Source organism: Aquaspirillum sp. LM1 (assembly GCF_002002905.1).
In the GTDB taxonomy this organism is placed as follows: Bacteria; Pseudomonadota; Gammaproteobacteria; order Burkholderiales; family Aquaspirillaceae; genus Rivihabitans.
Genome location: NZ_CP019509.1, coordinates 1,767,890 through 1,793,440 on the forward strand (window position 1 = coordinate 1,767,890; position 25,551 = coordinate 1,793,440).

General features: G+C 60.7%; 18 protein-coding genes and 1 pseudogene. 14 read left to right on the forward strand and 5 right to left on the reverse strand.

Annotated features, from left to right (window positions below; all coding sequences use genetic code 11):
- The first annotated feature begins 13 nt into the window (after window positions 1-13).
- The gene (locus BXU06_RS17345; RefSeq protein WP_171982151.1) at window positions 14-238 is read left to right on the forward strand and encodes a hypothetical protein; all 225 of its coding nucleotides are present in this window, start codon (window positions 14-16) and stop codon (window positions 236-238) included.
- A gap of 84 nt (window positions 239-322) precedes the next feature.
- On the opposite strand, the pseudogene BXU06_RS07545 reads toward BXU06_RS17345, so the two are convergent.
- The 3 genes and pseudogenes from BXU06_RS07545 to BXU06_RS07555 all read right to left on the reverse strand — a co-directional run.
- A pseudogene (locus BXU06_RS07545) lies at window positions 323-679 on the reverse strand (dihydrolipoyl dehydrogenase); the annotation flags it as partial.
- On the reverse strand, window positions 673-1,977 hold the full coding sequence (locus BXU06_RS07550; RefSeq protein ID WP_077302740.1) for an RNA-guided endonuclease TnpB family protein: 1,305 nt from the start codon (window positions 1,975-1,977) through the stop codon (window positions 673-675). The gene BXU06_RS07550 and the pseudogene BXU06_RS07545, both read right to left, overlap by 7 nt.
- A 42-nt stretch (window positions 1,978-2,019) precedes the next feature.
- Window positions 2,020-2,679 (reverse strand): glutathione peroxidase, encoded by a 660-nt coding sequence (locus tag BXU06_RS07555; RefSeq protein WP_216352585.1) that lies wholly within the window; start codon window positions 2,677-2,679, stop codon window positions 2,020-2,022.
- Window positions 2,680-2,917: 238 nt separating this feature from the next.
- Between BXU06_RS07555 and BXU06_RS07560 the strand changes: the two genes are divergently transcribed.
- From BXU06_RS07560 to BXU06_RS07600, 9 genes are all read left to right on the forward strand, one after another.
- Window positions 2,918-4,774 carry a lytic transglycosylase domain-containing protein gene (locus tag BXU06_RS07560; RefSeq protein WP_077298322.1) on the forward strand — a complete coding sequence of 619 codons (1,857 nt, stop codon included), beginning with the start codon at window positions 2,918-2,920 and terminating at the stop codon, window positions 4,772-4,774.
- Window positions 4,775-4,939: 165 nt separating this feature from the next.
- Window positions 4,940-5,878, forward strand: a complete 939-nt coding sequence (locus tag BXU06_RS07565) for a complex I NDUFA9 subunit family protein (RefSeq protein ID WP_077298324.1) — start codon at window positions 4,940-4,942, stop codon at window positions 5,876-5,878.
- Window positions 5,879-5,880: 2 nt separating this feature from the next.
- Window positions 5,881-7,101, forward strand: a complete 1,221-nt coding sequence (locus BXU06_RS07570) for a multifunctional CCA addition/repair protein (protein WP_077302742.1) — start codon at window positions 5,881-5,883, stop codon at window positions 7,099-7,101.
- A gap of 747 nt (window positions 7,102-7,848) precedes the next feature.
- The gene (locus tag BXU06_RS07575; RefSeq protein ID WP_077298326.1) at window positions 7,849-8,883 is read left to right on the forward strand and encodes a dienelactone hydrolase; all 1,035 of its coding nucleotides are present in this window, start codon (window positions 7,849-7,851) and stop codon (window positions 8,881-8,883) included.
- 6 nt (window positions 8,884-8,889) lie between these two features.
- Window positions 8,890-9,612, forward strand: a complete 723-nt coding sequence (locus BXU06_RS07580) for an MOSC domain-containing protein (RefSeq protein ID WP_216352555.1) — start codon at window positions 8,890-8,892, stop codon at window positions 9,610-9,612.
- Window positions 9,613-9,743: 131 nt separating this feature from the next.
- Window positions 9,744-10,142, forward strand: coding sequence for an acyl-CoA thioesterase (locus tag BXU06_RS07585; protein ID WP_077298328.1), 399 nt, complete (start codon window positions 9,744-9,746; stop codon window positions 10,140-10,142).
- A gap of 286 nt (window positions 10,143-10,428) precedes the next feature.
- Window positions 10,429-11,907, forward strand: coding sequence for an OmpP1/FadL family transporter (locus BXU06_RS07590; protein ID WP_077298329.1), 1,479 nt, complete (start codon window positions 10,429-10,431; stop codon window positions 11,905-11,907).
- Window positions 11,908-12,232: 325 nt separating this feature from the next.
- The gene (locus BXU06_RS07595; protein WP_077298331.1) at window positions 12,233-14,611 is read left to right on the forward strand and encodes a 3-hydroxyacyl-CoA dehydrogenase/enoyl-CoA hydratase family protein; all 2,379 of its coding nucleotides are present in this window, start codon (window positions 12,233-12,235) and stop codon (window positions 14,609-14,611) included.
- Window positions 14,612-14,666: 55 nt separating this feature from the next.
- Window positions 14,667-15,869, forward strand: coding sequence for an acetyl-CoA C-acyltransferase (locus BXU06_RS07600; protein ID WP_077298333.1), 1,203 nt, complete (start codon window positions 14,667-14,669; stop codon window positions 15,867-15,869).
- 39 nt (window positions 15,870-15,908) lie between these two features.
- Here the strand turns inward: BXU06_RS07600 and BXU06_RS07605 are convergent, their stop codons facing one another.
- On the reverse strand, window positions 15,909-17,117 hold the full coding sequence (locus BXU06_RS07605; protein WP_077298335.1) for an RNA-guided endonuclease TnpB family protein: 1,209 nt from the start codon (window positions 17,115-17,117) through the stop codon (window positions 15,909-15,911).
- Between the two features lie 61 nt (window positions 17,118-17,178).
- Here BXU06_RS07605 and tnpA point away from each other — a divergent pair, with 61 nt between their 5' ends.
- Complete coding sequence (gene tnpA, locus BXU06_RS07610; RefSeq protein ID WP_256364074.1) at window positions 17,179-17,556, forward strand: IS200/IS605 family transposase; 378 nt, start codon at window positions 17,179-17,181, stop codon at window positions 17,554-17,556.
- 153 nt (window positions 17,557-17,709) lie between these two features.
- Entirely contained in the window at window positions 17,710-17,847 is a 138-nt protein-coding gene (locus BXU06_RS17685; RefSeq protein WP_171982152.1) for a hypothetical protein, read from the forward strand.
- A 102-nt stretch (window positions 17,848-17,949) separates the two neighbouring features.
- Here the strand turns inward: BXU06_RS17685 and BXU06_RS17350 are convergent, their stop codons facing one another.
- A complete protein-coding gene (locus BXU06_RS17350; protein WP_150125145.1) occupies window positions 17,950-21,048 on the reverse strand; it encodes a hypothetical protein in 3,099 nt (1,032 codons plus the stop codon).
- Between the two features lie 461 nt (window positions 21,049-21,509).
- Here BXU06_RS17350 and putA point away from each other — a divergent pair, with 461 nt between their 5' ends.
- Both putA and BXU06_RS07625 read left to right on the forward strand, forming a co-directional pair.
- Window positions 21,510-25,145 carry a trifunctional transcriptional regulator/proline dehydrogenase/L-glutamate gamma-semialdehyde dehydrogenase gene (gene putA, locus BXU06_RS07620; RefSeq protein WP_077298339.1) on the forward strand — a complete coding sequence of 1,212 codons (3,636 nt, stop codon included), beginning with the start codon at window positions 21,510-21,512 and terminating at the stop codon, window positions 25,143-25,145.
- Window positions 25,146-25,250: 105 nt separating this feature from the next.
- On the forward strand, window positions 25,251-25,517 hold the full coding sequence (locus tag BXU06_RS07625; protein ID WP_150125146.1) for a hypothetical protein: 267 nt from the start codon (window positions 25,251-25,253) through the stop codon (window positions 25,515-25,517).
- Window positions 25,518-25,551: the final 34 nt, after the last annotated feature.

The window sequence follows — 25,551 nt, forward strand, 5'->3', positions numbered from 1 at the left end:
TTATTTGGACGCCATGAACCAAACAGAATCCGCCTATTGTGATATCGGCCAACGTCCGCCTGGTGTGGAAGCCTGCCAGGATTGTGGAATCAGTGACGCGCTGATGGGTCATCAACCTCGTTGCAGCAACCCGGTTTATCAAGCAGCCCGTGATGCCGGAGAACACAAGAAAGCTGCACAACTGGCTGTTTTATTAAGTCAATCCAGCACGGAGACGTCAGCAAATCCACCCTATTGAGATCTGATGCACATTTGACCAGAGAGGGCTGCGCAAGCAGCCCTCTCTGGTATTTGATTCACACGTCAAGCCGTCTGGGTGGCATTAGCCGGCAATCAGCTGGCTGGCGGCATCGCGCAGGGCCGTGCGCAGGCCTTCTTCCACCACCGGATGATAAAACGGCATGTCCAGCATCTGGCCGATGGTCAGTTGCTGCTGGCAGGCCCAGGCCAGCAAGTGGGCAATATGTTCGGCGCGCGGGCCGACCCATTCTGCCCCCAGCAAACGGCCACTGCCCTGTTCGGCGTACACATGCATCAGGCCACGGTTGCGCAGCATCACCCGGCTGCGGCCCTGGTCTTCAAAGCTGACCTTTCCCACCACATACTGCCCGGCAGGTAAATCAGCGTGGCGCAAGCCAACCATGGCAATCTGCGGTTGACATCCTCCCCCGCCTAAAGTCGGGGGATTCCTACGGCGCTCATCCCGGCATCGAGCCGGCATGAGTCGCTTCGGCGGGTTCCTGCTGCTGGCGGCATGACTGCACCGCTCACTTCACAGGCGATCCGGGCTGCGGTTTCCCGCCCGGCGGAAGCATCCGCCGTGTCCTGCCCTTCGTCTCGCAATCGTTGCATCCCGCGAGACAGGATGTTGATCGCGCCGACCAGATCGGCGTTTTCCTCGAAACTGCATTCCACACACTGGAACCGGGCCTGCATCTGGCGGTTGTCCGCCGACACATGGCCGCAGCACGGACACGTCCGGCTGGTGTTCTGCGCCGGCACTGCTATGAGATGTCCACCGTTCCACGCCAGTTTGTAGTCCAATTGGCAGCGGAACTCGGCCCATCCTTGATCGAGGATGGACTTGTTCAGGCCGGACTTGGCCCGAACCTGCTTCCCCGGCTTTTCGGGGCTGCCTGCTGCCGACTTGGACATGTTTCTCACTTGCAAGTCCTCGATACACACCATCGCGTGGTTTTGGCTGATCGTGGTCGTGGCTTTGTGCAGGAAGTCGCGGCGGGCGTTGCCGATGCGGGCGTGAATGCGCTGGATTCTGGACTTTGCCTTCTTCCAGTTGCTGCTGAATCTGGTCTTGCGGCTCATGGCCTGCTGCGCGCGGCGCAAGGCCGTCTCGTGTCGCTTGAAGCTGTTGAGCGGGGCATGGAACGTGCCGTCCGAGAGCGTGGCAAACCGTGCAATGCCCATGTCGATGCCGACTGCGCCACCCTGCGGGATGGGCTGCTCAATCTCGCGTTCGGTCTGGATGCTCACGAACCATTTGCCGCAAGACTGGCTCACGGTGATGTTCTTCACCGCGCCCAGCACCTCGCGGCTGTTGCGGTAGCGCAGCCAGCCGAGCTTGGGCAGGAACAGGCGGTTGTTGGCCTGATCAAGCTTGATCTGTTTTGGGTCGGGATAGCGGAAGCTGTTATGCTGCCCCTTCTTCTTGAAGCGCGGAAAATCAGCGCGTTTGGCGAAGAAGTTGGTGTAGGCCCGCTCCAAATCCTTGAGCGTCTGTTGCAAGGGATGAACCGGCGCATCGGCCAGCCATGCCGTTTCTGTGCTGTGGCGCCACTCGGTGAGCAGCTTGCACAGCCCTGCGTAGCCAAGCTTCTTCTTGCCTTGCTCGTAGCGCTCCTTTTGCAAGGCCAATGCCTTGTTGAACACGAAACGGCACGAGCCAGCAAAGCGGCGCATGTCGCGCTGCTGTTCGCCGGTCGGCATCAGTTCGTATTTGTAGGCTTGAAGGCGTTGCATACTGGTTTTTATACAGCCCATCCCCATCGACGGCAAGGACGGCTACGCCGTCCGCGCTATCCTTCCCCGCCCTGAACGGCGGGGCTTGCCGCGCACCGGGTCAACGTAGGCGTAGCCGCGTTCGCTGAGCAACTGCTTGGCGCGGGCGCAATGCGGGCAGCCCACCTTGCTGAACACCACCACCTGATCGGGCTTTTTTGCTGCCGGATTGACATAATCAAGCATGGTGTCGGCGTCAGACACTTTAAATGGGTCGCCCGGTTCTTCTGGCTCGATGAACATTTTCTCGATCACGCCGTCTTTCACCAGCATGGCGTAGCGCCAGCTGCGCTGGCCAAAGCCGATGTCCTGCTTGTCTACCAGCATGCCCATGCCGGCGGTAAATTCGCCATTGCCGTCTGGCACCATGGTCAGGTTTTGCGCTTCCTGATCCTTGGCCCACTCGTTCATCACAAAGGTGTCGTTGACCGACACACACAGAATGCTGTCCACCCCATTGGCAAAAAAGGTGGGGGCCAGCTCGTTGTAGCGCGGCAGGTGGGTGGACGAGCAGGTGGGGGTAAACGCGCCTGGCAGCGAGAACACCACCACGGTCTTGCCGTTGAACAGCCCGGCGCTGGTGAGGGTTTGCCAGTCGTTGCCGACGCGGATCGGGAACGACACATCGGGGACACGTTGGCCTTCGCGGTTTTGCAGCATGATGATCTCCTGGTTGAAGCGGTTTGATAGAGACGCCCTGGCGGGCGCTGTGGCCTGCACTGGAGTCGATGGCGTCAGTATCGGGCGAGCACGACCATTTGACTAATTTATTGTTAAAATGCTTTCGATTGTTTTTAGCTATACAAGTGTCTGCGCTGGCTGTGCCCACTGGCGCAATGGCTTAAAATGCGTCATTCATTTTGCGACAGGCGCACCCGCTGCCTGGCTGACGAGTCCCCCCATGAGAAAACTGCTTTATCTGGCCTGTCTGGCCACCCTGCCCGCCTGGGCCGCCCTTGATGCTGACCTGGTGGCCGCCCGCAGTGGCGGCCCGGCGCTGACCCAGGCAGTGGACAGCGCGCAAGGCAGCCTGCTGGAAAGTTACCCGCGCTACTGGGCACTGGCCCGCAATCTGGACCAGGCGGGCAGCGCCGAGGTGCAGGCGTTCTTGCAGCGCTACCCAGACAGCGTGCTGGCCGAACGGCTGCGGCTGGACTGGGCCAAGCGCCTGGCGCGTAGCGAATCCTGGGCCGAATTTGCCGTGGAATACGCCAGGCTACCGGCAGTGGCCCGCGATGAAGATGTGCAATGCTCGGACACCCTGCGCCGCCTACGCCAGGGCGATGGCGACGCCGTCAGCGAGGCGCGGGCGCGCTGGCTCAGCCAGCGCAGCAGCCCGGCAGGCTGCAGTGCGCTGTTTGATGCACTGGCCGCCAGCGGCAAGCTCAACGATGCCGAGCTGTGGAAGCGCGTGCGCCTGCTGTTGTCAGTGGGCAGTGTGAACAGCGCCCGCGCCATCAGCCAACTGGCAGGTCAGCCTTTGTCGGCTGCGCAGGTCAATAGCCCAGGCACTGCTGACCTGTCCAGCGTGGCTGGGCGGGAAAGCGCGCTGCTGGCGATTCAGCGCCAGGCCAAGAACGACCCGAACGGCGCTGCCCAGTTGCTGAATTCGCTGGCCAGCCGGCTGCCCAAAACCGACCAGGGCTACGCCTGGGGCCAGATTGGCCTGGCCGCCGCCAAGCGGATGGACATGTGGAACGCGCTGAGCGCCTACGCCAAGGCCGACCCGCGCCAGCTCAGCGACGAGCAGTGGGAATGGTGGGCGCGCGCGGCGCTGCGGCAAAACCAGTGGGACACCGTGGCCCAGGTCACTGCCGACATGCCGGACACGCTGCGCAACCTGCCCAGCTGGACCTACTGGCAAGGCCGGGCGCTGAAGCAGCGCGGCAAAACCACCGACGCCAACAGCCGCTTTGCCCGTATCAGCACGCTGAACAGTTTTTATGGCCTGCTGGCCCGCGAAGAGCTGGGCACCTCGGTGGGGGAAACCCCGGCGCGCTACACCCCGTCCGAGCGGGAAATCAGCAGCATGCGGCAAACCCCGTCGGTGGCACGCGCGCTGGCGCTGTTTGACATTGGCCAGCGCTTTGCCCGACCCGAATTCCGCGAAGACGCCAAGCGCGAATGGCGCTTTGCCATGCGCAACCAGCCTGATGAAAACCTGCTGGCTGCTGCCGAAGTGGGCCGGCAGGCCGGCTTTTACGACATGGCCATCTACAGCGCCGACCGCACCGCCAGCCTGCATGATTTCAGCCTGCGCTATCTGTCGCCCTACCGCGACATCACCCAGCGCTATGCCCGCCAGCTGAATCTGGACGAAGCCTGGGTGTACGGGCTGATTCGCCAGGAAAGCCGCTTTGTGCATATTGCCCGCTCGGGCGTGGGCGCGTCCGGCCTGATGCAGCTGATGCCGGCCACCGCCAAATGGGTGGCCAACAAGATTGGCCTGGGCAGTTTTTCGGTGAATGATATCGGCACCAATATCCAGCTGGGCACCTGGTATCTGCGCCATGTGTTTGACGGCCTGGACGACAACGCGGTGATGGCCACTGCGGCCTACAATGCCGGGCCGGGCCGCGCCCGCGCCTGGCAATCTGGCGAACCGCTGGAAGGGGCGATTTACGCGGAAACCATCCCGTTTACCGAAACCCGTGATTATGTGCAGAAGGTGATGGCCAATGCGGTGCATTACACCGCCAACTTTGGCGGCAGCGCCTTGCGGCTGAAAGAGCGCATGGGCTGGATTCCGGCCAGGTAAGCCTGGCGCATTGCCCGATCGTGTGTTGCGTCCCTCCAGAGAGGCGACGCAGCCTACCTGAGGATACGCTGAAAAAATCGTCATTCCCGCGCTGGATAAATCAGCGCGTCCCTCACTGAATGTCTCACCGCCGCGCCATACGCGGCCTGACCCTGGAGAGTTCCCATGTCCCTGCATCCGCAGCGCATTGCCCTGATTGGCGGCACCGGCTTTGTTGGCCAGCATCTGGCCGAGCAACTGGTGGGCCGCGAACGCCAGCTGACCCTGCTGACCCGTCGCCGTGAACGCAGCAAGGCGCTGGGCATGCTGCCTGGCGTGCGCCTGCTGGAAGGCGGCCCGGCGGCGCTGGACAGCCTGCTGGCCGGCCAGGATGCCGCCGTGCACATGGTGGGCATTCTGCATGGCAGCCGACGCGACTTCGAGCGCGCCCATGTGCAGCTGACCGAGCAGGTGATTGCCGCCTGCCAGCGCCAGGGCGTCAGGCGGCTGGTGCTGGTCAGCGCGCTGGGTGCCGGGCGCGATGCGCCGTCGGACTACCAGCAAACCAAGGCGCTGGCCGAAGAAAAACTGATAGCCAGCGGGCTGGACTGGACCATCATCCGCCCGTCAGTGATTTTTGGTCAGGGCGACAGTTTTCTTACCCTGTTTGCCCGCTTGCTGGTCATTGCCCCATGCCTGCCGCTGGCCGGGGCCAACACCCGCTTTCAGCCCGTGTGGGTGGAAGACGTGGTGCGGGTGATTGCCGACTGCCTGGACCGCCGCGACACCATCGGCCAGCGCTACGAGCTGACCGGACCGGAAACCTTCACCCTGGCCGAACTGGTGCGCTACGTTGGCCAGCTGACCGGCCATCCGCGCCCGGTATTCGGCCTGCCCAAGGGGCTGGCCATGCTGCAGGCGGCGCTGATGGAATGCCTGCCCAATCCGCCGATGTCACGCGACAATGTGCGCTCGCTGGCTTGCGACAATGTCAGCGTTGATGGGTTTCCGCAGGCGGTGTTTGGTTTTGCGCCCAGCGCGCTGACCAGCATTGCCCCTGGCTGGCTGGGCGGGCAGACGACGGCCAACCGGTATGACGCATTTCGCAGCCGGGCGCAGCGATGAGCCTGCAGTGTTACATCGTGGGCGGCGCGGTGCGCGACCGCCTGCTGGGCCGGCCCGTCAAGGACCGTGACTGGGTAGTGGTGGGGGCCACGCCCGAGGCGCTGCTGGCGCAGGGCTTTCGTCCGGTGGGACGGGATTTTCCGGTGTTTTTGCACCCGCACAGCCACGAGGAATACGCGCTGGCGCGCACCGAACGCAAAACCGGCAAGGGCTACCATGGCTTTGTCTGCCATGCTGCACCGGATGTCACCCTGGAAGAAGACCTCGCCCGTCGCGACCTCACCATCAACGCCATGGCGCAAACCGCCGACGGCGACATCATCGACCCCTACCACGGCCAGGACGACCTGCGCGCCGGCGTGCTGCGCCACGTCAGCCTGGCGTTTGCCGAAGACCCGGTGCGCATTTTGCGCCTGGCACGCTTTGCCGCCCGCTATGGCTTTACCGTGGCCGACGACACCCGCGCGCTGATGCGGCAGATGGTGGCCAACGGCGAGGCCGACGCGCTGGTGGCCGAACGGGTGTGGCAGGAACTGGCCAAGGGCCTGATGGAAACCACCCCCTCGGCCATGTTCACCGTGCTGCGCGACTGCGGCGCGCTGGCGCGCATCGCTCCGGAAATCGACGCGCTATGGGGCGTGCCGCAACGGGCGGATTACCACCCGGAAATCGACTGCGGCATCCACACCCTGCTGGTGCTGGACTACGCCGCGCAAGAAAACCAGCCGCTGCCGGTGCGCTTTGCCGCGCTCACCCACGACCTGGGCAAGGCGCTCACCCCGGCTGAGGTGCTGCCGCGCCATCTGATGCATGAGCAGCGCGGCCTGGCCCCGCTCAAAGCCCTGTGCGAGCGCCTGCGCGTGCCGGTGGAATGCCGCGAGCTGGCCTTGCTGATGTGTGCCGAACACACCCTGGTACACCGCGCCGCCGAACTGCGCGCCGACACCGTGCTGAAACTGTTCAAACGCACCGACGCGCTGCGCCGTCCGGCGCGCTTTGCCCAACTGCTGGCCGCCTGCCGCGCCGACGCCCGTGGCCGTACGGGCTTTGCCGACTGCGCCTATCCGCAGGCCGAGTATCTGGCCAGCCTGCTGGCGGCGGCACAAGCGGTGAATGCCGGGGAGATTGCCCGAGGCTGCCCGCAGCCCGGCGAGATTGCCCTGGCGGTGGACACAGCCAGGGTGGCGGCCATAGAGGCAGGCAAGCGGGCGTGGCAAGCCTAGTAGCCAGTCACGCTGAAACACAAGGGTTCATGTCGCCACGAAGAACTACTCGCCGCACGACACCGAGTCATTCCCGCGCAGGCGGGAATCCAGGCGTGTCCACAGCGCACAGCGGGGTGAGCGCTCATCAGCGCTTACCTGCGCCATGCCCACCGCGCCACAGCGTGCGCCGTGCAAGCTTAAGGCTGTGGGACAGTCGTAAGAGCACACACCTGCTGCACGCTGTGGATACCCCTGGATTCCCGCCTGCGCGGGAATGACGGGGTGGAGTGCGGCGGGTGGTTCGCTGTGGCAAGGTAAAGCTTTGTTTTAAAATAAATTAAACCAGAGCCACCATCGGAGGCCAGTCCTCTTCTGGCATGAGCTTCACCCACTTGTCGTTCCCGCGAAGGCGGGAACCCAGACCGCGCCACAGTGTGCGCCGTGGGTGTTGAGCGTTGTGGGGCAGTCGGGAGAACACGCACCTGCGGCACGCGGTGGATACCCCTGGATTCCCGCCTGCGCGGGAATGACGCGGTGGGGTGCGGCGGGTGGTTCGCTGTAGCAAGGTAAAGCTTTGTTTTAAAAGAAATTAAACCGAGATGCCCGGCATAAACTGGCTCGTATGAACCCTTGTGCTTCAAGGTGATGACGACTAGCCGGCTGGTTTTTCCCAGCAGACCAACCCGAAAATATCGCCCATGATGGTGATGCTGGGGGTTTGTCTGGTTATGCACCATTCATATTGTTGGATCACGATACGAGCTCATGCCCATGTGGATTCGCACCCTCTTAAGCGGGTTGGCGCTAGCACTTTGCGCCAGCTCGGCGCTGGCGTCGGTTGGCCTACAGGAGTGGCCGGCCAATGCGCTGTCAGGGCCAATCACCCTGTTTTATCCCAGTCAGGCGACGGCCAGCAACACACAGCGTGACGGTTTTGCCATGCCGCTGGCGGTAAATGCGCCGCCTTTACCTGGCAACCGCAAGCTGATTGTCATGTCACATGGCTCACCCGCTTCTCCCTGGGTGCATTTCGATCTGGCGCAGACCTTGGTTGAGGCGGGGTTTACTGTGGCGCTTCCCGAACATTTTGCCGATCACGCCAAAGACGACAGTGACCCCGGCCCGCCCAGCTGGAAACGGCGGCCACAGGAAATTTCGCGGGCAATTGACCGACTGCAGCAGGATGCCCGGTTTGCGGCGCTGGATTTTGCCCACATTGGCCTGTTTGGCATGTCGGCAGGAGGCCACACGGCGTTGACGCTGGCAGGCGGGCGCTGGTCTGCTGCGCGCTTGCGTGATCATTGCGAGGGGAATCTTGAACAGGATTTTCATGCTTGCGCCGGGCTGAGCGTGACGCTGACTGGCGGACTGCTGGACGGCCTGAAAAAATGGCTGGTGTTAACCATCAACGCCTACAAGCTCAGCGATGCCAGCTGGCATGAGCATACCGATCCACGCATTGTCGCCATTGTTTCCGGCGTGCCTTTTGCCGCAGACTTTGACCCAGCTTCCTTGCGCCAGCCAAAAGCCGCTCTGGCCATCATCAGCGCCAGACAAGACCAATGGCTTATCCCCCGTTTTCATAGCGATGCGGTATTGGCCGCCTGTCCGCCCTGCACCCATCTGGCCGATCTGCCCAACGCTGGGCACGGCGCGCTGCTGGGGCCTTTACCGCCGCATCCTCCAGGACGGTTGGCCCAACTGATTGCGGATTCAGCCACGTTTGACCGGCGCCTTGAGATGCCAAAACTGAACCGTACCATTACTGATTATTTTTCTGACAAGCTGCTCCCGCGCTGAATCCTCTTGTCCGTCGAAGATTCCGTGGTAGCACACCTGTCCAACCATTTTGCCCATGTGATCAAGTCCATGCCCGACCTCACCCTCTCCCAACTGTTCATCGGCCAGCTTGCCAACCTGCCCGGCGATGGCACGCCCACCGGCATGTACAAACACCCGGTGGCCGAGGCCTGGGCCGACCTGAACGGCCTGCGCGGCGATGTGCAGGCCGACCGGCGCTTTCATGGCGGGCCGGACAAGGCCGTGCATCACTATCCGGCTGAGCACTACCCCCGGCTGGCCGCGCAGGCACCAGCGGCGGCGCAGGCGCTGTGTGCCGGCAGCCTGGGCGAAAACCTGTCCACCACCGGTTGGGATGAGCATAACGTGTGCATTGGCGACTGTTACCAGGTGGGCGATGCGCTGCTGCAGGTGACCCAGCCGCGCAAGCCCTGCTGGAAAATCAATGCCCGCTTTGAAGTGGAAGGCTTGTCGGTATTTGTCGCCGAACAGGGGCTGACCGGCTGGTATTGCGCGGTGCGCCGCCCTGGCCGGCTGTGGCCGGGCGCGCCGCTGCGGCGGGTGTCGCGTCCGGCGGAGACATTGAGTCTGGCCGACTTCACCCGTTTGCAGGCCGAACACCGCCCCGATCCGGCCCGCCTGCTGGCGGCGGCCAGCATTGACGGCCTGGCGGCGGATCTGGCGCAGCGTCTGCGCGAGCGGGCGGCATGGTTGCAGCAGCTGGCGTGAACACACTGCTGCAGCCCGCCGCCCAGATCGCGCACCTTGCCATCTGGGCTCGCATTTTGTAGCGACACTCTCTAAGCTAAGCACATCTGCCCAGCCAAAAATGATGGGCTTTCTTTCCCGGGAGATTTTTCATGCCTGATCGTTCTGTGATTGAACGTTGTGACTTGCCCAAAGACCGCATGCCCACCATCCGCGTCAATGCCGAGCCGCGCAGCACCAATGCCCATGGCAAGGTACATGCCGGCTGGCTGATGGCCAAGATGGACCTCGCTGGCGCGCTGGACGCCGAGCGGGTGGCCAAGGGGCAGGTCACCACCGTGGCGGTGAATTCGTTTCAGTTTGCTGCGCCGGTTCTGGTGGGCGACCTGCTCAGTTTTTACGTGGAGCGTCTGCGCATGGGGCAGAAGTCAATCACCAGCAAGGTGGAAGTGTTTGCCGAGCGGCTGGACGGCAGCTGTGTGCGCATTACCGAGGCGGTCATGACATTTGTAGCCATTGATGATGCTGGCCGTTCGCGCTTGATTGCCTGAGGTAAAATTGGCAAAACCCGCTTGCCAAGTCAGGAATTTCGTGAGGGCAAGCACTGACAAGGCATGGCTGCCAGAACAGCCAAGGCTTCTGCTGCAGTGCAACATGGTCAAAATTCGTAAAGTTGTAAAAAAACAACACTTGGCGGATTTAAACGGTTGTTTAGAATAAATGTACGAAACGGGCTTCTCCTCGGCAAAAAATCTTTGCTAGTATCGTCTCAGGCTGCCAGATGGCATGACCTCACGCAAAAACATCCAAGTCCACGTTGGAGTAGAGGAAGAGCACATGAAATTCAACACATTGAGCCTGTCGGTGATGATGATGGGAACGCTGGCCAGCGCAGCCAGCCTCCAGGCCCATGCTTCCGGGTATCACTTTGGCACCCAGTCGGTCAGCGCTCAAGCGACGGCCAATGCCAGTGCTGCCGAAGCCACAGACGCCACCACGCTGTTTTACAACCCGGCGGGGATGACCCGACTCAAGGGCACCCACTTTTCTGGCGCGCTGAACCTGGTGATGCCCAGCGTCAAGTACAACAACGCCCGCGCCAGCTACCCCACCCAGCCTTACGCGGCACAGCCGCTGCCCAACGGCATGACCCTGCCAGCCGGGCTGAACCGCAGCACCGCCATCAATGGCACCACCAGCGGCAAGCTGACTGACGACCTGATTGCCGTGCCGCACATGTACCTCACTCACCAGCTCAACGACCGCATCACCCTCGGTGTGGGCGTGTATGTGCCCTATGCCTCGGAAACCGAATACCAGCGCGACTCGGTACTGCGTTACAACGTTAACCAGACTTCGCTGAAAACCATCGACATCAACCCGACGGTGGCGTTCAAGCTCAATGACCAGCACTCGCTGGCAGTCGGCGTGATTGCCCAGCACGCTGAAGCCTCGCTGCGCCAGTACGCCAACTTTGGCGGCAGCGCCAACCCGGCGCTGAACAGCCTGATGAGCGGCGTGGGCGGCGGCCATGGCAATTCCGACGGTTATGCCGATGTGGAAGGCAAGGACTGGGGCTTTGGCTACACCCTGGGCTGGATGTGGGAAATCGACCCGACCGCCCGCGTGGGCCTGGCCTACCGTTCGGCCATCAAGCACACCCTGACCGGCACCGCCGACTGGACCACGCCGTCCACCCTGGCCGGCCAGGCCGCAGCAGCACGCGGCTATATCGACAGCGATGCCAAGGTGAACATCAAGACCCCGGAATCGCTGTCGCTGCATGGCTTCAAGCAGCTGGACAGCAAGTGGGCAGTGATGGGCGACATCACCTGGACCCGTCACTCGCGCTTTGACTCGCTGTCGATCAACTACAGCCAGCCGAAGTCTGCCCCGTTCAGCGCCAGCAACTTTGCCGGCCAGACCACCGATAAAACCACGCTGGTGCCGCAGTGGAAAAACAGCATGAAAGTGGCCATCGGCGGCACCTACCAGTACAGCGCGCCGTTGCAGCTGCGTTTTGGCGTGGCCTACGACCAATCCCCGGTGCCGGACGAAGAACACCGTCTGTCCACCATGCCGGACAACGACCGCATCTGGCTGTCGTTTGGCGGCAAGTATGACCTGAGCAAGACCAGCTCGATCAACGTGGCGTACAGCTACATCCACATCAAGGACTCCACTGCCAAGGTGAACGGCTATTGCGGTGGTGCCACTGCGGGTGCAGTCAACTGCGTGTCCAGCTACACCGCTGGCCAGGCTGATTACAAGAGCCACGCCCATATTCTGGGTGTGCAGTACAACCACCAGTTCTGATGGGGGTTCCGCCCGGTTTTGATGCCGGGCGGCCAACCTGGTGCGTGGCCAGCCCCGCTGTTCAAGGGCGGGGGAAACGCCAGTTTATCGTTGTGTGAACTGAGTGCAGGCCGTAGTATTCCTGCACTGCTGCCTTGCCGCAGGGAAACCTGCCCAAGGCAGCAGTTTGTAAACAAGCGTTTTAAACGTTTAAATTAGTGATACACCATCGGATGGCCCTGCCATCCGGCCTGTGGGTGGGGATAAACAGATTTCAACCGGAACATACCGGCAATCGCAGGGCCACCCCGCCCGTTTTGCAAGTGCTGACCATTCTGAGGAAACCATGTCTCAAGCCAAATTCAACGTGCGCAAGGTAGCCGTGCTGGGCGCCGGTGTGATGGGAGCGCAAATTGCTGCTCACCTCGTCAACGCCAAGGTGCAAACTGTACTGTTTGACCTGCCGGCAAAAGAAGGCAACAAGAACGGCATCGCGCTCAAAGCCATTGCCGGGCTGAAAAAACTCAAGCCAGCGCCGCTGGCAGGCCGCGATCGGGCCGACTACATCACCCCGGCCAACTACGAAGAACATCTGCATTTGCTGCAGGACTGCGATCTGGTGATTGAAGCCATTGCCGAACGCATGGACTGGAAAGCCGACCTTTACCAAAAAGTGGCCCCGCATCTGGGCGCGCACACCATTTTTGCCACCAACACCTCCGGCCTGAGCATCAACACCCTGGCCCAGGCCTGCCCGGACAGCCTGCGCCCGCGCTTTTGCGGCGTACACTTTTTCAACCCGCCGCGCTATATGCACCTGGTGGAAATCATCCCCTGCCTGACCAGCGACGCTGGCGTGCTGGACAACCTGGAACGCTTCCTGGTCACCACCCTGGGCAAGGGCGTGGTGCGCGCCAAAGACACCCCGAACTTTGTCGCCAACCGCATCGGCGTGTTCTCCATGCTGGCCACCATCGCCAATGCCGAAAAATACGGCATCCGCTTTGACGTGGTGGACGACCTCACCGGCCCGCGCCTGGGCCGCCCGAAATCCGCCACCTTCCGCACCGCCGACGTGGTGGGCCTGGATACTTTTGCCCACGTGGTCAAGACCATGCAGGACACCCTGCCCAACGACCCGTGGCACGGCCTGTTCAAAACCCCGGCCTGGCTGGCCGCGCTGATTGAAAAAGGCGCGCTGGGGCAAAAAACCAAGTGCGGCATCTACAAAAAAGAAGGCAAGCAAACCCTGGTGCTCGACCCGGCCAAGGGTGAATACGTCAATGCCGGCGAAAAGGGCGACGACGCGGTCAAGGCCATCCTGAAAGAAACCAACCCGGCGGTGAAATTCAAAAAGCTGCGCGACAGCCAGCACCCGCAGGCGCAGTTCCTGTGGGCGTGCTTTCGCGACGTGTTCCACTACATCGCCTACCACCTGGCCGACGTGGCCGACAACGCCCGCGACCTCGACCTGGCCATCCGCTGGGGCTTTGGCTGGTCGGTTGGCCCGTTTGAAACCTGGCAGGCCGCCGGCTGGCAGCAAGTGGCCGGCTGGATGCAAGAAGACATCGCCGCTGGCCACAGCCTGAGCCAGGCCGCGCTGCCGGCCTGGGCGCTGGAAGCCGACCGCGCAGGCGTACACTTTGCCCACGGCTCGTACAACGCCGCCCAAGGCACGCTGGCCGGCCGCTCCACCCTGGACGTTTACCAGCGCCAGCTGGCCCCGGCCCGCGTGCTGGGCGAAGATGCGCCGCAACTGGGCGAAACCGTGTTCGAAACCGAAGGCGGCGTGCGCGCCTTCACCTCGGGCGACGGCGTGCTGGTGGTGAGCTTCACCTCCAAGGCCCACGCCATTGGCCCGGCAGTGATCGAAGGGCTGAACAAGGCCATCGACCTGGCCGAAGCGCAATATAAAGCCCTGGTGATCTGGCAAACCGAAGAGCCGTTCTCGGTGGGCGCCGACCTGCAATCGATGATGCCGGCCTTCATGACCGGCAACTGGGCGGCGATTGACGACACCGTGCGTCAGTTCCAGAACACCTCGATGCGCCTGCGCTACAGCCTTGTGCCGGTGGTGGCGGCCTCGCAAGGCTACGCCTTTGGCGGCGGCTGCGAGTTCCTGATGCACTGCGACAAGGTAGTGGCCGCGCTGGAAACCTATATCGGCCTGGTGGAAGTGGGTGTGGGCCTGCTGCCGGGCGGCGGCGGCTGCAAGGAATTTGCCCTGCGCGCCGCGCAGGAATCCCGTGGCGACGTGCTGGCCGCGCTGAAAGACTATTTCATGGCCATCGCCACCGCCAAGGTGGGGACCAGCGCGCTGGAAGGCCAGGCCATCGGCTACCTGAAAAAGACCGACACCGTGGTGTTCAATGTGCACGAGCTGCTGTACGTGGCCAAGCAAGAAGCGCTGGCCATGGCCGAAGCCGGCTATCGCCCGCCGCTGAAGGCCAAGGGCTTCCCGGTGGCCGGCCGCAGCGGCGCCGCCTCGATCAAGGGCCAGCTGGTGAACATGCTGGAAGGCAATTTCATCAGCAAGCATGACTTCACCATCGCCAGCCTGATTGCCGACGTGATGACCGGCGGCGACCTGGAAGCTGGCACGCTGGTGGACGAACAATGGCTGCTGGATCTGGAGCGCAAGGCCTTCATGAGCCTGCTGAAAAACCCGCTGAGCCAGGCGCGCATCGCCAATATGCTGACCACTGGCAAGCCGCTGCGCAACTGATCGCCCGAACCCTTGCGGCGCGCGCCCAGTCGGCGCGCGCCTGGAGAATGACCTCATGAGCAAACAGATTCAAGAAGCCTATATCGTCGCCACCACCCGCACCCCGGTGGGCAAAGCCCCGCGCGGCATGCTGCGCCACGTCCGCCCGGACGACATGCTGGCCCACGTGCTCAAGGGCGCGCTGGCGCAAGTGCCGGAACTGGATGTCAACCTGATCAACGATGTGGTGGTGGGCTGCGCCTTCCCCGAAGCCGAGCAAGGCCTGAACATGGCCCGCATCGGCGCCCTGCTGGCCGGCCTGCCGGAAACCGTCGGCGGCCTCACCATCAACCGCTACTGCTCGTCCGGCATCAACGCCGTGCAAATCGCCGCCGACCGCATCCGCACGGGTGAAGCCGACGTGGTGATTGCCGCCGGTTCGGAATCCATGTCCATGGTGCCGATGATGGGCAACAAGGTGTCGCTGAACCCGGCCATTTTTGCCAAAGACGAAAACTACGCCATCGCCTACGGCATGGGCCTGACCGCAGAAAAAGTTGCCCAGCAGTGGAAAGTCAGCCGCGAAGACCAGGACGCCTTTGCCGTGGAATCCCACCGCCGCGCCATCGCCGCCATCCAGTCTGGCGCCTTTGCCAATGAAATCACCCCGCTGGACGCCACCTACCGCACGCCCAACCTGGCCACTGGCGAAGTGATTCTGCGCAATAAAGTGCTGGACACCGACGAAGGCCCGCGCCTGGACACCACGCTGGAAGGCCTGGCCAAGCTGAAAACCGTGTTCGACGCCAAGGGCAGCGTCACCGCCGGCAACAGCTCGCAAATGTCCGACGGCGCTGGCGCCGTGGTGCTGGTCAGCGAAAAGGTGCTCAAGCAGTTCAACCTCACCCCGCTGGCCCGCTATGTCAGCTTTGCCGTCAAAGGTGTGCCGCCGGCCATCATGGGCATCGGCCCGAAAGTGGCCATCCCCGCCGCCCTGGCCAACGCCGGCATCGCCCAGTCCGACCTGAAATGGATTGAACTGAACGAAGCCTTCGCCGCCCAGGCACTGGCGGTGATCCGCGACCTGGAGCTGGACCCGGCAGTGATTAACCCCAACGGCGGTGCCATCGCCCTGGGCCACCCGCTGGGTGCCACCGGCGCCATCCGCACCGCCACCCTGGTACACGGCATGCGCCGCCGTGGCGAAACCGGCTACGGCATGGTCACCATGTGCATCGGCACCGGCATGGGCGCAGCGGGCATTTTGGAAATTCTTTGACATCCTCGCCGGCCTGAAGGACGGCGATTCCTACGGCACTCAGGCGACAATCGCCTGAGTTGCTTCGGTGGGTTCCTGCTTCACCGAGCGGCCCGACTGCACCGACTCTCCACAGGCTAAAACGCGATGCCCTCGCGCTAGGATATTGATTGCGCCGACTAGATCGGCGTTTTCTTCGTAGGCACACTCGACGCAGGCGAATTTCGTTTGTACCTGACGGTTGTCTTTCGATACGTGGCCGCAGCACGGACAGGTTTGACTGGTGTATTGCGGCGGCACGGCGACGACGAAACCGCCATTCCACGCAGCCTTGTACTCCAGTTGTCGGCGAAACTCGCACCAACCTTGATCGAGAATCGAACGATTCAGGCCGGACTTCTGCTTCACCCTCTTGCCGTGCTGTTCGCTGTTGCCCTTGGCAGACTTGGACATATTCCGAACCTGCAAATCTTCGATGGCGATCATGGCGTGGTTTTGGCTGATCTGGCACGAAGCTTTGTGCAGGAAGTCTTTCCGGGTATTGGCGATGCGAGTGTGAATGCGCTGGATCTGGGCTTTCGCCTTCTTCCAGTTATTGCTGAATTTGACTTTGCGGCTCATGGCTCGCTGGTAGCGCGCCAGCCGTTGCTGGTGTTTCTTGAAGCTGTTGAGCGGTTCGATATGGCGTCCATCGCTCAGAGTGGCGAAACGGGCGATACCCATGTCGATGCCAACAGCCTCACCTTGCGGCAAAGGCTGATCGACTTCGCGCTCCGTTTGGATCGACACAAACCACTTGCCGCCTGACTGGCTGACGGTCGCGTTCTTGACCTCGCCCAACACGTCACGGCTGTTGCGGTAGCGCAGCCAACCCAGCTTCGGCAGGAAGATGCGGCTGTTGCCCTGATCGAGTTTGATGCCTTTCGGATAGCGGAAACTGTCCGACTGGCCTTTTTTCTTGAAGCGCGGAAAATTGGCACGTTTCTCGAAGAAGTTTTTGTAGGCGTGTTCCAGATTCTTGAGTGCCTGTTGCAATGCTTGGCTTGGCGTTTCGTTCAGCCAGAGCGTTTCCGGCCGCGCCTTCCATTCGGTTAGCGCCTTGCATAGAGCGGCGTAGCCGAGCTTCTTTTCTCCCGCCTCATGCCGCGCCTGCTGCAACGCCAGCGCCTTGTTGTAGACGTGCCGACACGAACCGGCAAAGCGGCGCATGAGGCGCTGTTGTTCGCCGTTGAGCTTTAGCTCGAATCGGTAGGCTTGAAGACGTTGCATGTCGCATAGTGTATTTTGGTCTATGGAAGAAAACAACGACATTTAGCACGGACAGCACTATATTTTTAACATGCACGTCAATTTGGTCTTTGTGGCGAAGTATCGTTGCAAAGTATTCGACTCGGCAGCTAACGACAGGCTGCGCGAACTGTTTACCAAGGTTTGCAACGACTTCGAGGCGCAACTGGTCGAAATGGACGGCGAGCGCGACCATGTGCATTTATTGGTCAGCTATCCGCCGAAAGCGCCGGTGTCTGCCTTGGTCAATAGCTTGAAAGGTGCATCCAGTCGTGTGCTGCGAAAAGAAAGGCCAGACATCGCCAAACGCTTCGACTACAAGGGTGTGCTGTGGTCGCCGTCCTACTTTGCATCCTCTTGCGGCGGCGCTCCGATCAGCATCATTCGCCAATACATTGAGCAGCAGGCGACTCCAACTTAACGGCTGAAAAGGAGTCCTGCGGACTCCGCGCTATCCATCCCCGGCCTGAACGCCGGGGCTTTCCGCGCTAACTGGTAAGCGGCGCGTGCCGCCGCCCTGCCCTGCTACAATCTGACTTATTGACCACCCACGCGCCGCAAGGCGTTTTTTGCCATGCATATTATCTGGATTGGCTGGCTTTACGTGGTGCTGATGTTCGCCCTGGGCCAGCGCAAGCGGGGTGAGGGGGGGAAAGAGAAGATTAGTGGCGTCAATGGCTTGGTGTGGCCAGCACCATCTCTTGCTTGCTAAGCCAGCCCACCCTCACCAGCGACAGCTCATGACCTTGGTTTATATGAGGGAGCGGTGAGCCAGGATAAACTCATGCTTCCCTCTATTTGAAAAACAGCTGGTTTATGTTGAAACGGGAGAAGCGTCAAGCGATGGTTCTTCAGGGGGAAGTGGTAAGCCGCGTGCGAGTGCCCAATATTTACCAAAATCTTGTCGCAACATAAGGTCGTCAATATACTTAATAAGCCCACGGTATTCAGTTCTAATTTGCTCGATGGGCATTGGTGTCTTTAGGTTTTTTTCTACCCACCTGTAAAGATCTTCAAGCTCATTAGAATCAACTGATACAGTCGGCGGTGTACCATATAACCTCATCCAAAAAGGAAGAAGAATACAGTCTTCATTTTCATTCGACCAAAAAAACAAAGGGGTAGCAAAAGATTTGCGATAATCTTTAAGAGCAAGGCAACCCCAAGCTTTTAGCTCTTCCACACTAATCAAGAATCTGCCAGGGTTAAGATATGTGTGATAAATCAGTGCGCCGGAAATTGCAGCATCCACATCTAGCGATGAAGGAGGGGTATCGCTAAGCATAAAAATATTTTGATACACCCACCAACCCTTGTCTCCAGTAGATTTATCGATCGGGCACAGATCCCCAACAGTATCATCAGGATTTTCTACATATACAGTTTTTCCCACAGGGTAAATTCGACCTTGGTGTTTTTCTTTCCATTCGCGGATCAAAAATCCACAGAACAAATCATAATCAGAAATTCTTTCAATGAATAAATCCACATCTGAACCAGCAGGGGAATTTTTAGCAACAAACCAAATACCCGAGTTGACTTTACAGCCAAAATACATGGAGCTTAACTCAAGAAAATCCTTAATAACCACACCACTCTGCAATGGAAATAGCCCCCACTCTTTATCATCTTTATCCCCATCCCACCTGTTACTATCTTCAGCAGCTGAATTCAAAGCCAATCGCGAGACCCGTTTTTTAAATAGTGATTGAATAGTTGGTTTGCGTGCCTTTACCTGAATTTTACCTAGCTTTAACAGCTCCACTAATCCACCCTCTACAAGCCCCACTAAAGATTGTAAATTTTCCTGCACAATACTACCTCTATTTAATGCAAGCCAATTCTCAGCAGACCCAGCCAAAATATTTACATTCAAATAACAAAAGGGAAAGTAATTTAGTTCATGTGATTCTTTAGCAACAGGCCTGCCTCGATAGAAAATTCGATGCTCTCTTTGTGAGTTAAAGAACGAAATTGCAATTTTACGATGCTGATCGTAATGCCATTCTTGCCCAGGGACATTATCACTCTCAGTTGGAATTCGGATAGTTTTTCGTGCCCGCCCATTGAGCGTTAGATCAATTTTACCAAGCGCCACCCTTGGCATAGCCATACACTCTAATTCATTGAGTTTTTGGGCAATTAGAATTAACTCGACCGGAAAGCCAAGCACAGGGTCAATTGTAGATAAAATGTGATTTCTACCACGATACAAGCGGCTATTCAATTTTTGCTTCTCGGTTTTAAATTCAAAGCTTAATTTTGTCCCATATTTATTACACTCTCCATGTAGGGCAGTTGGTTTCCTTATAACTACCAAACCCTCATCTTTCCCCATGGGGCTATGCAACGTAACAGAAAGGCCTGTTTTATCAAAAAAACTGTAGGTTTCAATGCGCACCTCATCTACCCACAAAAACACACTTTGCAAACCGATTCCAAATATACCTGATGGCCTCATCCATTCAGGCATCTCACGAATTAGCCTCTGGCGAAATTTGTTTTCTTTAGAACCTCCAATCTTCAGCATGTGAGCAAGGTCTTTTTGATGAATTCCTGTTCCGGCATCTCGAATGGTAACAACACACTTAAAATAGCCATCTTGTTCTCCCTCTAACTCTTCGAGATCAACATCCACCAAAACTTTATTTTCTTCTTGGTGTAAGATTTTTTGAGGGGTAGGGTTTAGTGGATTCTCCCACTCCTCTCGTGAGTACTGCCCGTCTGTCAACCAAATTCTAATCAATGTTGAGTCAATTGCATTTTGCACCAACTCGTTAATACAGGCGAATCTATCCGAGTATAAATTACTGCCCTGAAGCAATTTAACCGCATTTTTGCCTTCAATACTGAACTGAGGCCGCTCACCATCGCGCAAAATTTCCTGTCCCTTAAGAGAAACCTTTAACTCCCCCAGTGTCGGCAGCAGCCCCAATTCTCGACGTGGGGCAATATCACTCCAGTGCGACATCTGCTGTTGCATTTCCTGCTTCAACCAGTCAAACCATTTCCAGGTTTCCAGATAGCTGTCGATGTCTTCGCATTCGGCGCTGACTTCGATGCGCTCGCGGTCCATGCGCAGGTGGCGGATGCTTTGGTGTTTGGCTTCGTGCGCCTTGCTCAGCGCCGGGCGGTTGTCGCCGGCAATGTTTTGCATGACCGGGCAAAAACGGTTGTCGTCCAGGTCGAGCAAATCCCCCAGGCGCAGCAGGCAGGCCACAAAACGCGGGTGGCAGTCTTCTTGCGCCATGCCGGCCTCGCGGAAAGGCAGGCGTTCCATCATGGTGTCAAAGTCGCTGCCATGCATCAGGCAGATTTGCCCCAGCAGGCGGAACAGGCGGGAGGGGATCAGCTCGGTGCGCGGCGAGCTCAGGCCGATGGTTTGCCAGGGGGATTGCACCACTTCGCTGGCGCGGCGGGCATGTTGGCGGCGAAACCATTCCGCCATCAGTTGGCGGAATTTATCCACGGCATCCACCGGGGAATGCGCGCCAGCAAAGCATCGGCAGGGATCGCGGGCGTCAAACTGGCTGGCCAGCTGGTGCAGTTCGTGGTGTTCGTTGCGGCTCAGCTCGGCCAGGTAGTCCTTGAAGCCTTCTTCGGCCAGGGCGTCTTCCAGCGCTTTTTGCGGCACCACCATGCCGATATCGTGCCAGTAGGCGGCTTCCAGCAGCAGCCAGGTGTCGGTGGCGGTGAGCAAGGAGAGATTGTCGGCAAGCAGACGCTCGATATTCACCAGGATTTGCTTGCTGTGTGATTCGTCGTGACGGCTGTAGTGCGGAAACAGCGCGCCAACACTTTGCAGGGCCTTGGGAATCAGCTGTTGGTCAAACCCCCATTGGTTCACCAGCATGGCGAGTGAAGAATGTTTTTGACCTTTTTCTTCAAGGTGACGGATCAGCAAGTCGGCCATGGGGTGTCCTGGGGTGGCGTTGGGCTCAGTGTCATAAATGATAACACTGGCATGGCACACCCCTCAAAAGATCGCGGAGAGCAATCGGTCAGCGCCGCTCGCAACTCCGCATCGGGCCAGTAGCCAGGCCTGGCAAAGGCGGGCCATGAGCGCCAAGCCAGGGGAAGATTGGGCTGATGGTGCTGGCAAAATCTGGCCAACGCTGGCCAAACTGGGGGTTTTGTTCGGAATTGCGACATGGGCAACCATGGCTGTGTCATTCCGGCCCTGGGTGGATTTCCGCCCCGCCACTTTCGCGACACAATGCGCCGGTCACTGCTTGAGCGACCCCGCTTGAGCAGTGGCGGGCCCAGCCAGAAGCGGGCATGTGCCGCCGCACCGGACAGCGACCCTGACCGGTGCGGACTGCCTTCCTTGCGCCTGCTCCGGCGGCTCGCCCGATTACCTACGGAGTCCACACCATGCCGTCGTTTACCGAACTGTCCCGCGCACAAACCCCGCTGCGTGACGCCATCACTTCTGCTTACCGCCGCGACGAACGCGAATGCGTTCACACGCTGGTTCCGCAAGCCTCGCTCTCTCCCGCCCAGGTGCTGGACGTCAAGGGCCTGGCGCGCCGGCTGGTAACCGAAGTGCGCGCCAAGCGGACCCGGGCCAGTGGCGTGGACGCGCTGATGCATGAATTTTCGCTGTCCAGCCAGGAAGGCGTGGCGCTGATGTGTCTGGCCGAAGCGCTGCTGCGCATCCCGGACAAGCACACCGCCGACCGCCTGATCCGCGACAAGATCAGCAAGGGCGACTGGAAAGCCCACCTGGGGCAAAGCCAGTCGCTGTTTGTCAACGCCGCCACCTGGGGCCTGGTGGTCACTGGCAAGCTGGTGTCCACTCACAGCGAAACCAGCCTGTCCTCGGCGCTCACCCGCCTGATTGCCAAACAGGGTGAGCCGGTGATCCGCAAGGGCGTGGACCTGGCCATGCGCATGCTGGGCAAGCAGTTTGTCACCGGCGAAACCATCGACGAAGCACTGGCCAATGGCCGCGAGCGCGAAGCGCGCGGCTATCGCTTCAGCTACGACATGCTGGGCGAAGCGGCCATGACCGAAGCCGACGCCCAGCGCTATCTGGCCGACTACGAAATGGCCATCCACGCCATCGGCAAGGCCTCGACTGGCCGTGGCGTGTACGAAGGGCCGGGCATTTCGGTCAAGCTGTCGGCCATCCACCCGCGCTATAGCCGCGCCCAGCGCGAACGGGTGATGAGCGAGCTGCTGCCGCGCCTGAAAAAACTGCTGGTGCTGGCCAAGCAATACGATATCGGCCTGAACATCGACGCCGAAGAAGCCGACCGCATGGAGCTGTCGCTGGATTTGCTGGAAGCGCTGGCGTTTGATGCCGACCTGGCCGGCTGGAACGGCATTGGCCTGGTGGTGCAGGCTTACCAGAAACGCTGCCCGTACATCATCGACTACCTGATTGACCTGGCCCGGCGCAGCAACCACCGCTTCATGATTCGTCTGGTGAAGGGCGCTTACTGGGATGCCGAAATCAAGCGCGCCCAGGTGGACGGCCTGCCGGGTTATCCGGTGTACACCCGCAAGGTGTACACCGACGTGTCTTACCTGGCCTGCGCGCAAAAGCTGCTGGCCGCGCAAGACGCCATCTACCCGCAGTTCGCCACCCACAATGCCTACTCGCTGGCGGCGGTGTACGAGCTGGGCGAAGGCAAGGATTACGAATTCCAGTGCCTGCACGGCATGGGCGAAACCCTGTACGACCAGGTGGTGGGCGACGACAAGCTGGGCCGTGCCTGCCGCATTTACGCGCCGGTGGGCTCGCATGAAACCCTGCTGGCCTATCTGGTGCGCCGTCTGCTGGAAAACGGGGCCAATACCTCGTTTGTGAACCGCATTGTGGACGAAACCGTCAGCATCGACGACCTGATTGCCGACCCGGTGGAAGAGTCCCTCCGTCTGGATGGTCAGCCGCACGACAAGATTGCCCTGCCGCGCGCGCTGTACGGCGCGGTGCGCGCCAACTCGCGTGGCATTGATCTGTCCAGCGAACACGCGCTGGCCACCCTGTCGCTGGGCCTGGCGGACAGCAGCCATGAACCCTGGCAGGCCCTGCCGATTCTGGCCGACGGCGATGTGACCAGCGCCGCCGCGCTGCCGGTACTCAACCCGGCCAACCACGCCGACAAGGTGGGCACGGTGCAGGAAGCCACGCTGGCCGATGTCGATGCCGCGCTGAGCGCCGCCACCGCTGCCGCACCGCGCTGGGCCGCCACCCCGGTGACCGAACGTGCCGCCTGCCTGCTGCGCGTGGCCGACGCCATGGAAGACAATCTGGCCACGCTGATGGGCCTGGCGATTCGCGAAGCCGGTAAATCCATTCCCAACGCCATTGCCGAAGTACGCGAGGCGATTGATTTCTGCCGTTACTACGCCGAACGCATCAGCCTGGAATTCCACAATGACACCCATCAGGCGCTGGGCCCGGTGGTGTGCATCAGCCCGTGGAATTTCCCGCTGGCCATCTTTACCGGCGAAGTGGCCGCCGCGCTGGCCGCCGGCAACCCGGTGCTGGCCAAGCCGGCAGAACAAACCGCGCTGATTGCCACCCTGGCCGTGCGCCTGTTCCACGCCGCCGGCGTGCCGCGTGATGTGCTGCAACTGCTGCCGGGCCGGGGCGAAGTGGTGGGCGCGGCGCTGACCGGCGACGCCCGTATCAAGGGCGGCATCTTCACCGGCTCGACCGAAGTGGCCAAGCTGATTCACCGCACCCTGGCGGCGCGCAGCGAAGAAGTGCCGCTGATTGCCGAAACCGGCGGCCAGAACGCCATGATCGTCGACAGCTCGGCACTGCCCGAGCAAGTGGTGGCCGACGTGATCAACTCGGCCTTCGACAGCGCCGGCCAGCGCTGCTCGGCACTGCGCGTGCTGTATCTGCAGGAAGACATTGCCGACAAAGTAGTGAGCATGCTCAAGGGCGCGATGGACCAGCTGACCGTGGGCAACCCGGCGCTGCTGTCCACCGACATTGGCCCGGTCATCGACGCCGAAGCGCGCGACGGCCTGCTGGCGCACATCACCCGGATGAAGGGCGAAGCCAGAAGCTGCTACCAGACCCGCCTGGGCGACGATTGCACCAACGGCACCTTTGTGCCGCCGACGCTGTTTGAAATCGACCGCATCGACCAGCTCAAGCGCGAAGTGTTTGGCCCGGTGCTGCATGTCATCCGCTTTGCCGCGCCAGAGCTGGCCCAGGTGATCCGTGACATCAACGCCACCGGTTACGGCCTGACCCTGGGCGTACACAGCCGCATCGACGACACTATTGATCTGGTGTGCGACACCGCCCATGTGGGCAATATCTACGTCAACCGTAATATCGTCGGCGCAGTGGTCGGCGTGCAGCCGTTTGGCGGTGAAGGCTTGTCTGGCACCGGCCCGAAAGCCGGCGGCCCGCTGTATCTGCACCGGCTGATCCGCAGCGCGCGTGCGCCGCAACTGGCCGCCCCGGAGCAAGCGCCGCCCGCGCTGGAGCGTCTGGCCCAGCTGCGCGCCGCGCTGCCGATGCTGAAATGCCTGAGCCGTCAGGAATGCGACCAGTTGCAACACTGGGCCGACCTGGCCGCCCGCCACACCCCGCTGGCGCAGATGCAAACCCTGCCAGGGCCGACCGGGGAAACCAACACCCTGCGCTTTGCCCCGCGCGGCACGGTAGCCTGCGTGGCCGACCACGCCCCGGCGCTGGTGGCGCAGCTGATTGCCGCGCTGGCCACCGACAACCGCGTGCTGCTGGGTGGCGCGGCGGCGGACGAAGTGATGCACGCGCTGCCGCAAACGCTGGCCATTGCCTGGCTGGCCTCGCCGGTCACCCAGCCAACGCTGGATGCCGTGCTGTACGCTGGCGACGCCGCCGGAGCCAGCGCGCTGCGTCAGGCGCTGGCCGAACGCAGCGGCGCGCTGGTCAGCGTGCATGGGGTCGATCAAGTGGGCGAAGCCGATTTGTACCGGCTGGTGGCCGAACGCACGGTAAGCGTGAACACCACGGCGGCAGGTGGGAATGCCAGCCTGATGACGATTGGCGATTAAGCGTTGCGCACACACCCCGCCTGGCGTTGTGGTGTGGTGTGTGCTGTCTGCGGCAGCGCGTCGGGCCAGGCGCGCTGCGCTGGGTTTTGTTTAGGGACGCGCGGATTGATTCAGAAAAATCGTGTTTGCCAAAAGCAAAACCCAGCAAAATCAACACCTTGGATTCCCGCTTTCGCGGGAATGACGATTTTTTCGGCGTTTCCTCAGGCAAATGCTGAAAAAAATCGCCCCCTGTTCTATTACAAGTGTTTGGGTGAAAACGCACGCAACGGCCAGCCCGCCGTGCGTTTTCACGTACAATCCTGGGCGCGCACCATAAGTGCGTCCAAATCACCGGGCTTTGCCGCGCAGCAAGGCAAAAGCCGGTTTTGATACCTGTTGCCGGGAGAACCGGCAGCCAGTTTCA

Excerpts from the sequence above, each read along its gene's own strand:
- BXU06_RS07595 (WP_077298331.1), top strand. The coding sequence starts at position 12,233 with ATGTCTCAAGCCAAATTCAACGTGCGCAAGGTAGCCGTGCTGGGCGCC.
- putA (WP_077298339.1), top strand. The coding sequence starts at position 21,510 with ATGCCGTCGTTTACCGAACTGTCCCGCGCACAAACCCCGCTGCGTGAC.
- BXU06_RS07585 (WP_077298328.1), top strand. The coding sequence starts at position 9,744 with ATGCCTGATCGTTCTGTGATTGAACGTTGTGACTTGCCCAAAGACCGC.
- BXU06_RS07550 (WP_077302740.1), bottom strand. The coding sequence starts at position 1,977 with ATGCAACGCCTTCAAGCCTACAAATACGAACTGATGCCGACCGGCGAA.
- BXU06_RS07605 (WP_077298335.1), bottom strand. The coding sequence starts at position 17,117 with ATGCAACGTCTTCAAGCCTACCGATTCGAGCTAAAGCTCAACGGCGAA.
- BXU06_RS07590 (WP_077298329.1), top strand. The coding sequence starts at position 10,429 with ATGAAATTCAACACATTGAGCCTGTCGGTGATGATGATGGGAACGCTG.
- BXU06_RS07560 (WP_077298322.1), top strand. The coding sequence starts at position 2,918 with ATGAGAAAACTGCTTTATCTGGCCTGTCTGGCCACCCTGCCCGCCTGG.
- BXU06_RS17345 (WP_171982151.1), top strand. The coding sequence starts at position 14 with ATGAACCAAACAGAATCCGCCTATTGTGATATCGGCCAACGTCCGCCT.
- BXU06_RS07575 (WP_077298326.1), top strand. The coding sequence starts at position 7,849 with ATGCCCATGTGGATTCGCACCCTCTTAAGCGGGTTGGCGCTAGCACTT.
- BXU06_RS17685 (WP_171982152.1), top strand. The coding sequence starts at position 17,710 with ATGCATATTATCTGGATTGGCTGGCTTTACGTGGTGCTGATGTTCGCC.
- BXU06_RS07600 (WP_077298333.1), top strand. The coding sequence starts at position 14,667 with ATGAGCAAACAGATTCAAGAAGCCTATATCGTCGCCACCACCCGCACC.
- BXU06_RS17350 (WP_150125145.1), bottom strand. The coding sequence starts at position 21,048 with ATGGCCGACTTGCTGATCCGTCACCTTGAAGAAAAAGGTCAAAAACAT.
- BXU06_RS07565 (WP_077298324.1), top strand. The coding sequence starts at position 4,940 with ATGTCCCTGCATCCGCAGCGCATTGCCCTGATTGGCGGCACCGGCTTT.